The organism is Cytobacillus sp. S13-E01, assembly GCF_029193815.1.
GTDB lineage: Bacteria > Bacillota > Bacilli > Bacillales > Bacillaceae_L > Bacillus_BV.
The window spans coordinates 38,386-50,644 of the sequence record NZ_JARFVC010000010.1 but is presented as its reverse complement, the minus strand read 5'-3'; the positions used below and the strand labels follow the sequence as shown (position 1 = coordinate 50,644).

Below are 12,259 nucleotides of genomic sequence, written 5' to 3'. Positions count from 1 at the left end.
TTGTTATTGATAACATTCGGATTTATCACGTTACATCCTTCACAAGAAAATAAGTATATAACAGAAATTGCAAAACGAGCAGAATTTTTTAACATAACTGTTTATCGATTCACACCAACATCAATTGATCCTGCTACCGAAAATGTTCATGGAGAGGTCTTCAATTGCAATACAAAGCAATGGGAATCGAAGGTGTTCCCACTTCCAGTCTACTTATATGATCGGTGCTTTTATACGAACGGTGACGAAATCTCTAAACGAAGTCAGCCTATCATGAGTTGGTTAAAAAATCGGCCTTCTTCTATTTTCATCGGACACGGGTTACCTAATAAATGGAATATTTACAAAACTTTAAAGGAAAATGAGACTCTTAGCGCCTATACCCCAGCTACAGTAAAGGCAACTTCTGTGTCTTCCATCATTAATAAGCTAATTAAAGAAAAAAGGATCCTCTTAAAGCCTGAAAGTGGTTCGCAAGGAAAAGGTATTGTTGGGTTAATTGTGGCTAAAGGTGGCGTAGAGGTGCTCACACACAAAGATAAAAGTAGGATTGTAAAAAACTTCTCTTCAAAAAATGAATTTAGTAGATGGCTTGGAAAGCTTATATCCTCTCAATTCTACCTTTGCCAATCATTACTCCCCCTCCAGGATGGCGAAAATAGACCTTTCGACATTCGAATTTTACTTCAAAAAAATGAAACCGGAGAATGGATTGAGCAAGGACGCGGTGTTAGAAAGGGAAAACCAGATTATCTCATTTCGAATGTAAGTGCTGGTGGTGAGGTATTCAAATTTGATTTATGGCTAAAAACTGTCCCACTTTCTAAGCAAACCTTACTTATTGATGGTATTGATACAATTATCCGGCACGTTCCAAAAGTAGTTGAAACACATTTCGGCTCCCTTTTTGAGCTTGGAATTGATATTGGCCTAGGCACTGATGGAGGAGTTTGGATTTTAGATGTTAATTCAAAGCCTGGTAGAAAGGTGGTCCTGCAAACAGATATAAATAAGAATGAGGATCTATATAAATCACCGCTTCGTTATTGTACCTATCTTGAAAAACAGGCTTCGTTAAAAGGGGTTGAAATAAATGAAAGCATTATATCCACTCAAAATAACTGATCAAACCAAAAAAACACTCTATTTACCTAAAACTGCGGTAGAGTCAGATCAAATAAACAAAGTAGCGTTTGGAACTTTTTCAACTGATTGTACTATTTTACAGCATCACCATAACGAGGTCCTCATTAGTGAAGATTTATTTACTGAACTTAAACTACCACATCAAGGATCAACACACCTCATTTTCCATGAGGATACAGTATATCTTGGCCCTTTAGTTGGTATTTTTACGGCTGGATTTACAGACTCACTCTTACGACCAATTGGTGAACGTTCCCTCTTTTTTGCTAAACTCCTAACTATTGAAAAATCAGTTGGGACATTTGCATTCGTGTTTGGCGCCCATCAAATTAATTGGGAACAAGGCATCATCAACGGCTATTTTTTCCATAAAAATGGTTGGAAGAAAGCTGATATTCCTTTTCCGAATGTGGTATATGATCGCCTGCCAAATCGAAAAACTGAAAACCATAAGACATTACAAAAAATCAAACAGAGACTACATGAGGAATATTTAATCCCTTGGTTCAATCCAGGTTTCTTCAATAAATGGGAGATTCATCAATTACTTCAACATGATAAGTCAATTTCAAATTATCTACCAGAAACCCATATTAACCCATCAATAGAACGTATCGAAATCATGCTTTCAAAATACCAACATGTCTATTTAAAACCTGCAAATGGCAGTCTTGGCCTTGGAGTTTATCAACTAATATATTCCCGAGAAGAAGAAGTATATTATTGTAGATATAATGATGAGCAATTTGAAAATCGCCTTCAAAAGTTTTCTTCCTTAGAATCACTTATCAACTATATTTTCAGAAAAAAACGATTAAAGGATTATATTGTCCAGCAAGGTATATCTTTGCTTCGTAGTGACCATAAAACAATCGACTTTAGAGTTCATACAAATAAAGATAGCGATGGCAGATGGAAGGTAAGTGTGATTGCAGGGAAAATTGCTGGTAGAGGCAGTGTAACCACACATCTTAATAATGGTGGAATGGTAAAAACAGTTGATGAAATCTTCTTAACTAAAGAAGAAAGTACAAAAGTATTGGATCAGTTAAAACAAGCTTCTCTTCTTCTAAGTACTGCGATAGATCAGAACGTTAAAGGAAATATTGGAGAAATAGGTTTCGACCTCGGTATCGATAAAAATAATCATGTATGGTTATTTGAAGCAAATTCAAAGCCGGGTCGCTCAATATTCTCACATCCAAAATTAAAACATGATGATTTACTTTCAAGAAAGCTATCCATGGATTATGCCGTACATCTTACTGAAAAAACGATTAAAAAGCCAGAGGATTTGCTTCAGTCATGAAAATCTACTATGATCCTACTGCAAAAAAGTGGTTACAAAACGAGGTCCAACATGTCTTGTTATGGGGTAAAAATAAATGTGAAATTGGCTATTCAGGGAGCATCTCAAATAACTCGCTCCCTTTTCCCATTTCTTTTGATGGCATTTCACTAGGGCCAATTATTGGGATTCTTGCCGGAGAGAGTAATAAAAAGGAACTGATTGGAAATTCCTCTACATTTCGTTTGCTTTCTCTATCTTTGCAGCAATATGGAGCTCTATGTGTAGTTTTTACTCCATCAACTATTGATAAAAAAGGAATGGATGGTTTTCTTTATGTGTCAGCTATTAAAAAATGGATTAAAGTAACTTCACCATTGCCAAATGTCGTGTATAATCGAATTCCCTCAAGACTATTGGAAAAAAAGTCGCTTTATTCCAACACCTTTTCTTTCCTTGATAACAATTCTATACCTTACTTTAACCGTTCATTTTTTTCAAAATGGGAAACGTTTAAAATGCTCATAAAAAACCCATCTCTTTATGATCATATCCCAAAGACAGAACTCCACACTTCATTTTCCAATTTGCAATCTATGCTGCAAACCTATAACGAGATATATTTAAAGCCAAGTGAAGGACATAAAGGAAAAGGAATATATAAAATCATTTTGGAAGCTCCAACAAATATTACATTATTACACACAAAAGAGAGCTTTACGTACGATAATCTTGATCGCCTTTGGGACAAAATAAAAAAACAGATTGAATCTACCCCATATATTATTCAAGAGGCTGTAAAGTCTGATACATTTAATGGCAAAAGATATGATCTGCGTATTCTCGCTCATTATCAAGAAAAAGACTACCATATTAGTGGAATTGGTGTTAGAATGTCTGGCAATCAAGAGGTAACTACACATGTCCCAAATGGAGGTCGTATTATTCCCTTCAAAAAACTAGCTGATCGGGTAGATAAAGCCAAAATAGCTTCTATCGTCAATAGTATTGGGAAACAATTAGAAACCGAGACCGGATCTTTCATTGGAGAATTTTCAGTCGATATAGGAAAATCCGCCATTGATGGTAATTACTATATTTATGAAGTGAATTCAAAGCCGATGGTATTTGATGAACCCGATATTAAAAACAAAGGACTTGAAAATTTGTCCAAACTCCTTATAATGAGGGCAAAGCCTCATAATCATTAAGGAGGAAAACATGATGCTTTCTCACTTCCAATGGAAGCCTTTATTTGAAAATAAACAATTACCTGGCTGGCGGTTTTCTTTTTTCTTTAAAGGTACAGCATATTTTGGAATTTATCATAAGGACGGACATATTGAATGGACATCACAAGTCCCACCTACTGAATCTGAGCAACAATTGAACACTCAGATACATGAGCTAATGCTTTTCCATGTATACGAGTAAGTTTATCCTCCACGCTTAAAAAGCAGTAAAAACCCCACCTCAAAACTTAGGGAATTTGAGGAAGTTTAGGCGGGGGATCAAACTGTCCCAAGCGCGGTCCGCCGGCGCACAGGACGTGCATGCTTACCTAGCGTTAAAAGTTCAACTAGCAATTAGTGGGGAATGAAGAAACCCTCACTATTTGAAGTTTCACTTTATAATTTTTTTAGCTACGCTATAATGAAAATGTCCTTTCCTTCACACACTACTTAGTAGACCAAATGAAGGAGGGCATTTTAATGACCAAGCGTAAAGTTTCAAAAGACTTACTTTATGAAGGTAAGGATGAGGTATTGATGGATGTTGACAGGTTTATAAATGAAGGAATGGCAGGTGGCACTGTTCATCGAAAACACGGATCTACCAATATTGAAGAAGCTCGTGACTTTGAGACAGAAGAACCTCCTGCAAATATGGAAAATGGGTAAGTTAAATTATTGTAGAGTGAGGCAACTTTGCCTCACTCTTTTTTAGTTACTTGTACTCTAATATGGGTAAGATCCCAGGTTTATTTGTTATAATTAAAATAGAATAATATTTGAAGGGATATAAACGATGCTTGAAAAACTTAAGAGACACTATAAGGATGCTTTAATAGTTGCAGACACAGCTTTTGACGACAATTATCTATGGTTTTCATCAGATAGCCGTACCCTGTTCGGAATAAGAAAGAACGCTATATCAGAAAAAGAGGCACAGCTTCTTGGAACGCTTTTTGAGACTGATGATTATCCGCCTAATTTAATGACAGAAGAACAAACCCGGTGGTATCAATATTTATACTCAGGCGATAGTAATCGCAATGTGCCGCGCTCTAATTTTTCAAGATGTAGATTCATTCATTTTTTTACAAGTAAAGCCATTTCTGACAAACAGAATTTCCAACTAGCTACTGAATCCCTATTCCCTTCCGAGGTCATTGTTGTTTGGGAAAATACACATAGTGGTATTATTATTGAAAAAATGAATGATCAGTATATGACAGAAATAACAAATTTAGAAGATGTTGTTGATATATTTACAAGTGACTTTTACCTCGATGTTAACATGTTAACTGGTCAAATATATTCACTAGATAGTGATGTTAAATCGCAATTTGAATTTGAAAGACTGTGCTTTAAAACAGCAATGAAATATATCCACAAACAAAAGGTATTCTCTATCCAAGATGTAATTCCCCTGTTTTTATTGGAGAATGTAGACCCAATAAAGAGACAAAAAATTTCCAATGTTTTACTTCCAAATCTACAAGATGACCTCGACCAACTTAAGACTATAAAAGTATTTTTAGAAAGCAACTTAAATGTTTCATCGGCAGCTAAGAAGCTTTACATGCACCGAAATAGTCTACAGTATCGAATAGATAAATTTATAGAACAAACAGGAATTGATATAAAACATTTTCATGGTGCGGTTACTGTATTTCTAGCAATTTTAGTTATCGAACATTTCAATGAACCTCCGGATTCGTAGACATGCACAACCAAATCTGCTTTATTTGTGCATAATGACGTTTACCGTAAATGGCCAACTAGGCTACACTATGTATAAGTAAACGTTTACATTAGGGGGAATAGTAATGGCAGAATTGAAACTTGAAAATATTTATAAAGTTTATGATAACAAGGTTACAGCTGTTGAAGATTTTAACCTTCATATCCAAGACAAAGAATTTATCGTTTTTGTTGGACCATCAGGCTGTGGTAAATCAACTACACTTCGTATGATTGCTGGCCTTGAAGAAATTTCAAAAGGCGATTTTTATATTGACGAAAAGCGTGTTAATGATGTAGCTCCAAAAGACCGTGATATCGCAATGGTTTTCCAGAACTATGCACTTTATCCACATATGAATGTATACGACAATATGGCTTTCGGTCTAAAGCTTCGTAAGTTTTCTAAAGATGAGATTGACCGTCGTGTTAAAGACGCAGCTCGTATTCTAGGACTTGAGGAATACTTAGATCGTAAACCTAAAGCATTATCAGGTGGACAACGTCAACGTGTTGCCTTAGGACGGGCTATTGTTCGTGATGCAAAAGTATTCTTAATGGATGAACCATTATCAAATCTTGATGCAAAGCTTCGTGTACAAATGCGCGCTGAAATTTCGAAGCTGCATCACCGTTTACAAACTACTACTATTTACGTAACACATGACCAAACAGAAGCTATGACAATGGCTACTCGATTAGTTGTTATGAAAGACGGTATTATTCAGCAAGTTGGGGCTCCAAAGGATGTTTATGATAATCCTGAAAATGTCTTCGTAGCTGGATTTATCGGTTCACCTGCAATGAACTTTTTTACAGGGTCATTAAAAGAGGATACTTTTATTATCGGAGATGTTTCAGTTAAAGTGCCAGAAGGAAAAATGAAAATTTTACGTGATAAAGGTTATGCAAATAAAGAAGTCATTCTTGGTATGCGTCCTGAAGATATTCACGATGAGCCTGTTTTCATTGAAGCATCTCAAGGTTCTAAAATCACGGCTAATATTGAAGTGGCTGAATTAATGGGAGCAGAGTCCATGCTTTATTCTCAAGTATCTGGCCAAGAATTTATTGCACGTGTTGATTCACGTACAGATGTTAAACCGGGTCAACAGCTTGTGCTAGCCCTTGATATGAACAAAGCTCATTTCTTTGATGTTGAAACTGAAAGCAGAATTCGTCCATAATATAACAAAAGCGCAAGGCGCGCCCGGAGCTAGACACTAAAACTAAGTTCGATTCTTAATTACCTATAAAGTAGAAAAGTCGCCTTCCGGCGACTTTTTTTATTCTTTAATAAGTTTAACTTCCTCCGTCCCACATGATGTACAGTAAAATAAATGGGCACATTCATGTTGGCTAAAAGTTATTGGATAGCCATCGATCTTCTTCATATCATCAATTTCCATGTAAGCACTATAGTCATCGAAATAATCAATTATCCGGCCTGAATCTTCAAGTTCATTTCTGCAATTTATACACTTAAAAGGTTTATTGATCCCGAATCCATTACAGAGTGGGCAAATATACATTGTAATCCATCCTTGTTTTTTAATTTTTAACTGTACCAATAGCTTTTGACCAAATTAGGTTGTTATGTACCAAAGTTAATAGGAATAAATTCCCTCTTATTTTTTTACATAGAACAATAAAAATTCACCATACTATTTAGTAAACAAGCAGCACACAAAAGCAACAAGCAAGAAACAAGTATCTCTAAAAAAAGTTTTAAAAAAAACAGTATAAAAAATGAAAAATGAAACATTATAAATAGTACAGCAAACAAAACAAAAACAAACTTACATCGATGGGTTAAGCCCAAAAGAGGCAATGAAATTACTTCATTTGCTGGTGCAACCCCAGCTAACCCAACCAAAACCAAAAAAATTTTCGAGGAGATGAATTACACATGGCAAACCAATCATCAGGAAGCAATTCGTCAAATCAATTACTAGTAGCAGGAGCACAACAAGCAATTGACCAAATGAAATTTGAGATTGCATCAGAATTTGGTGTAAACCTTGGTGCTGACACTACATCTCGTGCTAACGGTTCAGTTGGAGGAGAGATTACTAAGCGTTTAGTATCTTTAGCTCAACAACAAATGGGCGGTTTCAACCAATAATAATTAAAACTTCATAATATGGATTTAGGCCCCAAGCTTACAGCTTGGGGCCTTTCTTATACCAAGTTTTAGTATCTAGCACCGGGCGACCTGCGCTTTTCTTATTCTTGTGGGTTGATCATTTTGGACGGGTCTATCAACAAGTCAAATTGTTCCTCTGTTAATACCCCATTTCGAACAGCTGCCTCTTTAAGCGTTAACTTTTCCTTGTAAGCGAATTTAGCAATGACAGCAGCCTTTTCATAGCCAATATGTGGATTTAGTGCAGTTACTAACATTAGGGAATTTGTAAGGTTCTTTTCGATAACTTCTTTATTTAAAGCGATTCCCTTTACGCACCTCTCATTAAAAGAATCAATCCCATCAGAAAGTAATCGGATAGATTGTAAGAAATTATAAATAATAACCGGTTTATAGACATTTAGCTGAAAATTTCCTTGGCTTGCTGCAAACCCGATTGTTGCATCATTACCAAATACTTGGCAGGCAATCATTGTTAATGCTTCACTTTGGGTAGGATTCACTTTACCAGGCATGATTGAACTTCCTGGTTCATTTGCTGGAATTGTAATTTCTCCAATTCCTGCCCTAGGACCACTTGCTAACCATCTAACATCATTTGCAATCTTCATTAAGTCTGCCGCAAGTGCTTTTATTGCGCCATGTGAATGGACTATTACATCATGGCTAGTTAGCGCATGAAACTTATTAGAAGCACTCACAAACGGATAATCTGTCATTTTTGAAAGCTGTTCACACACTACTTTCCCGAACATTGGATGGGCATTAATCCCTGTACCCACAGCTGTTCCTCCAATAGCAAGTTCCTTCAAATAATTAGAACTTTCCCTTATCATTTTTCCCGATTTTGCAATCATTTCCACCCAACCACTGAACTCTTGGCCAACGGTTAATGGAGTGGCATCCTGTAAGTGTGTCCGACCTATTTTTATCACCTTATTAAACGCGGCTTGCTTTTCTTCAAGGATTATTTTTAGTGAACCCAATGATGGTAATAGCCTAGTTTCTATTGCTTTGACTGCTGCAACATGCATGGCTGTAGGAAAGGTATCATTTGAACTTTGTGACATATTGACATCGTCATTTGGATGAACAGTTAGATTGTACCCTTTTTCTTTTGCAATTTGATTTGCTCTATAGGCAATTACTTCATTCACATTCATATTTGTTTGTGTCCCACTACCTGTCTGCCAAACAACGAGTGGAAAGTGATCATCTAGACTTCCTGAAAGTATCTCATCTGCTGCCTCAACAATTACTTCACTTTGCACATCACTTAATTTTTCTAGCTGATTATTTGTTATAGCTGCACACTTTTTTATTAAGGCTAAGGACTGAATGACCTCAATCGGCATCGTTTCAATGCCTATAGCGAAGTTTTCCTTGCTTCGTTGCGTTTGTGCCCCCCAGTACTTTTCGATAGGTACATGGACTATACCAATAGAATCCTTTTCTTCTCGATAACTCACGATTAGCACCCTCTTAAATTTATTTTGGTTACTAAATTCTTTTTGATTTAGTGAAATCAAATGTATCAGACAAACTTAACTCACCATATATTATTGTAAAAGGAATGGGGTTTTTACATGATGCTCGATTCAATTGACTGGAAACTAGTTTCTTTTATCTCTTATACCCTTTTTCATGAATATATAGTCCATATTCGTTTTCCACAAATTTACTATATGGAACAAGCTAAGCAGAGTGCATTACAAGAGTACGATGAGAAATAGAAATAAACCAAACATGTAACATTTTATGACTGTTGGTTACTATATATAGTAATATAGGTGTAAAAAGTGAAAGCTTTAGCTTTTTACACTTAATAATGTATATGGGAGAGTAGCCTTCAATGAATGTGAATGACTTATTAGCAAAAGTAGTGGATACGCTTAAAACAACTGTAGGACAAACATCTCACGTAGTTAAAGAAAATGTAGAATACCTTCTCCAAAAACCAACGGTATCATTAGAGGATCTAGCAGCCTTTGTTGCAACACACCCAGATGTGACTTATAAAACAAAGAAGCTTCTAGACTTGAGGTTTAATTTTTATGAGTTAGTGATACATGACCTGTCATTTCATCTTGAAACAAAGGGTGAAAGTGGTGAGCATATCTTAGAACTTTATGTTGCAGCACCCCATCAAAAGGTATTTGAATATCATTCGTTTAAAAATAGACAACCTACAGATAAACCGATTCGATTACCAAACACATTGAACCAAATAGTACATTAATTAAAATTAGTACCAACCTACATGCAAAGAACAAAAGCGCAAGGCGCGCCCGCTTATCGGTGACAAGCATAAGACGAGCCCTGACTGAAGGCGTTTTTTGCCTTCGGGAAGGGATTGGCTTATACCATAGAGCCGATGGCGCCCGGAGCTAGACGTAGATAGACAGAGACACGAAGTTATACACAACCTTACAATTTTATAATTTCCTAAACAATAAGAAAAGCGCAAGGCGCGCCCGCCTTTCGGTGACAAGCATAAGACGAGCCCTGACTGAAGGCGTTTTTTGCCTTCGGGAAGGGCTTGGCTTATACCATAGAGCCGATGGCGCCCGGAGCTAGACACTAAAACTAGGTATAAACTTTTATACTTCCTTATCTTTAAATGAAAACGAGTGTAAACCATACCGGTTTCACACTCGTTTTCTTCTATTCAGCAGTCTCTCCTACAGAGCCATTAATATTAACCATCACTTTGCGAATGCGGCGGTTCTCAACCTCAGTCACGGTTAGAGTAAGATTTACATAATCAAATTGCTCGCCATTTGACGGTACTCTTTCAATTGATTCAAATATCCAGCCACCTAATGTATGATACGTACTTTCAGGCTCTTCAACATTCATGATTTTCACAAATTCATCTAATGGAATTTCGGCATTAAATTCATAGTTGTTGTCATCAATTTTATTGAAGATTTTTATCTTTTCATCATGTTCATCCCAGATTTCACCAACGATTTCCTCAAGTATATCTTCCAAAGTAATAAGTCCGGATGTACCTCCAAATTCATCAACAACAATTGCCATATGTGTTTTACTTTTTTGAAGTTCTGGTAATAGCATGGAAATTTTCATTGATTCGACAACAAAAAACGGGTCTCTTACTAACTCACGAATAATGATCTCTTTCTTTTGAACAAGGTGACTTAAAAACTCCCTCTCTGATAAAACGCCAATGATATTATCAATATTGTCCTCATAGACTGGAACCCTTGAATACCTTTCCTCTAAAAACATTGCCAGTACGTCATCTATAGGTTGAGAAACTTCGATTGCACTCATATCTATTCTCGGTGTTAAAATCTCACCAACCAAAATATCATTGAAGTCTAAAGAACGGTGCACAAGTTCTTTCTCTTTATTATCAATAACACCTTCTTCTTCGCTAAGGTCGATCATCACTTTGATTTCTTCTTCAGTAACAGAAGGTGATTCATTCGTACTTTTAATGAGTTTTGACGCCATATTTTTTAATAGTACAAATAAGTATGTAATCGGTGTAAAGATTCTCATTAACAGCAATAATACACCAGAAATTTGTAAAGTAAATGATTCTGCGTTTTCCTTTGCAAATGACTTTGGGAGTACTTCCCCAAAAATCAATATTAAGATCGTCATTACAACTGTACTAACAACTAATCCTGTATTACCTCCGAATAAATCTGTTGCAACTTTAGCTGAAATCGATGCCGCTGCTATATTAACAATGTTATTTCCTACTAAGATTGTCGATAATGCCTTATCAAAGTTATCACTTATATATAATGCCTTTTTACTTCCACGTCGATTTTCATCTACATAATTTTTAAGTCTTATTCTGTTTACACTTGAAAAAGCTGTTTCTGAAGAAGAGAAAAATGCAGATAAAAATATCAAAACAACTAATAATATAATGGTATTCAGTGGCAATTCGGCCAAGAATGTTCACTCTCCTATAAATTATATAAAAATATGTTATATCCCCTATTATGTAACAACCATTAGAAAAAAGCAGGTTAAGAATATAATAGCAAACATTAACGGAAATGGAAACTTAGTACCTATTGTACCACATCCATGGCACTGTGATTCTAATCACATCTTCTTTATCTATTTATTGATATAGTTTCAAATATAATTAGGAATGGAGTGACCCTAGCATGACGAATTTTACGATGGAATCACTTTACAAACGTATTGGTGGGGCTGAGACACTAGAGAGACTTGTAAATGCTTTTTATCCAAAGGTATATGCTGATTCAGTGCTTAGTCCTTTATTCGAAGGTAATATTGAGGACATTAAGAGAAAACAAACATTATTCCTTACACAATTTTTAGGGGGTCCAGCTTTATATAGTAACGAATTTGGCCCACCAGCAATGCGTGAACGACATTTACCATTTGAAATTACACCAACCCGTGCAAGTGCGTGGCTACACTGTATGAAAGAGGCTTTTGAAGAAATAGGCTTAAAGGATACTGCTGCTGCTATCCAATTTTATGACAGATTAAAACAGGTCGCAACCATTATGATAAATGCTGAAGATTGATTTTAAAGCAACTTCTTTTTTAAAGATATATATATAAATAAGCCACCAAATTTGGTAGCCATTTTTTTATGAATCTAACACGGCATAGCCAATGAACAATAGTAAAACTAATGCAGATGCAATGTTAAATGTAATCGAAAGCTCCTCCATCGCTCATACCTCCTATAAT

The 12,259-nt window shown here is 35.8% G+C and carries 13 protein-coding genes; 11 read left to right on the top strand and 2 right to left on the bottom strand.

Features of this window, described 5'->3' with window-relative positions; genetic code table 11:
* Positions 1-6: 6 nt before the first annotated feature.
* From PY093_RS09170 to PY093_RS09130, 8 genes are all read left to right on the top strand, one after another.
* Entirely contained in the window at positions 7-1,125 is a 1,119-nt protein-coding gene (locus tag PY093_RS09170; protein ID WP_275645591.1) for a YheC/YheD family endospore coat-associated protein, read from the top strand.
* Positions 1,094-2,455: a YheC/YheD family endospore coat-associated protein gene (locus PY093_RS09165; RefSeq protein WP_275645590.1), complete on the top strand. Its 1,362-nt coding sequence runs from the start codon at positions 1,094-1,096 to the stop codon at positions 2,453-2,455. Before PY093_RS09170 ends, PY093_RS09165 begins: the two co-directional genes overlap by 32 nt.
* Entirely contained in the window at positions 2,452-3,645 is a 1,194-nt protein-coding gene (locus tag PY093_RS09160) for a YheC/YheD family endospore coat-associated protein (RefSeq protein WP_275645589.1), read from the top strand. The genes PY093_RS09165 and PY093_RS09160 overlap by 4 nt, the downstream gene beginning before the upstream one ends.
* Positions 3,646-3,658: 13 nt before the next feature.
* Positions 3,659-3,868, top strand: a complete 210-nt coding sequence (locus PY093_RS09155; protein WP_275645633.1) for a YheE family protein — start codon at positions 3,659-3,661, stop codon at positions 3,866-3,868.
* A 278-nt stretch (positions 3,869-4,146) separates the two neighbouring features.
* Positions 4,147-4,335: a hypothetical protein gene (locus tag PY093_RS09150; RefSeq protein ID WP_275645588.1), complete on the top strand. Its 189-nt coding sequence runs from the start codon at positions 4,147-4,149 to the stop codon at positions 4,333-4,335.
* A gap of 127 nt (positions 4,336-4,462) precedes the next feature.
* Positions 4,463-5,380: a PucR family transcriptional regulator gene (locus PY093_RS09145; RefSeq protein ID WP_275645587.1), complete on the top strand. Its 918-nt coding sequence runs from the start codon at positions 4,463-4,465 to the stop codon at positions 5,378-5,380.
* A gap of 106 nt (positions 5,381-5,486) precedes the next feature.
* Positions 5,487-6,587 carry an ABC transporter ATP-binding protein gene (locus tag PY093_RS09140; protein WP_275645586.1) on the top strand — a complete coding sequence of 367 codons (1,101 nt, stop codon included), beginning with the start codon at positions 5,487-5,489 and terminating at the stop codon, positions 6,585-6,587.
* A 722-nt stretch (positions 6,588-7,309) separates the two neighbouring features.
* On the top strand, positions 7,310-7,525 hold the full coding sequence (locus tag PY093_RS09130; RefSeq protein ID WP_275645584.1) for an alpha/beta-type small acid-soluble spore protein: 216 nt from the start codon (positions 7,310-7,312) through the stop codon (positions 7,523-7,525).
* 101 nt (positions 7,526-7,626) lie between these two features.
* Here the strand turns inward: PY093_RS09130 and fumC are convergent, their stop codons facing one another.
* A complete protein-coding gene (gene fumC / locus PY093_RS09125) occupies positions 7,627-9,015 on the bottom strand; it encodes a class II fumarate hydratase (protein ID WP_275645583.1) in 1,389 nt (462 codons plus the stop codon).
* Between the two features lie 117 nt (positions 9,016-9,132).
* Between fumC and PY093_RS09120 the strand changes: the two genes are divergently transcribed.
* Together PY093_RS09120 and PY093_RS09115 are read left to right on the top strand one after the other, a co-directional pair.
* Positions 9,133-9,279, top strand: coding sequence for a hypothetical protein (locus PY093_RS09120; protein WP_275645582.1), 147 nt, complete (start codon positions 9,133-9,135; stop codon positions 9,277-9,279).
* A 119-nt stretch (positions 9,280-9,398) separates the two neighbouring features.
* Complete coding sequence (locus PY093_RS09115; RefSeq protein WP_275645581.1) at positions 9,399-9,785, top strand: hypothetical protein; 387 nt, start codon at positions 9,399-9,401, stop codon at positions 9,783-9,785.
* A gap of 425 nt (positions 9,786-10,210) precedes the next feature.
* On the opposite strand, the gene PY093_RS09110 is transcribed toward PY093_RS09115, so the two are convergent.
* On the bottom strand, positions 10,211-11,479 hold the full coding sequence (locus PY093_RS09110) for a hemolysin family protein (protein ID WP_275645580.1): 1,269 nt from the start codon (positions 11,477-11,479) through the stop codon (positions 10,211-10,213).
* 221 nt (positions 11,480-11,700) lie between these two features.
* Here PY093_RS09110 and PY093_RS09105 point away from each other — a divergent pair, with 221 nt between their 5' ends.
* On the top strand, positions 11,701-12,090 hold the full coding sequence (locus PY093_RS09105) for a globin domain-containing protein (RefSeq protein ID WP_275645579.1): 390 nt from the start codon (positions 11,701-11,703) through the stop codon (positions 12,088-12,090).
* Positions 12,091-12,259: the final 169 nt, after the last annotated feature.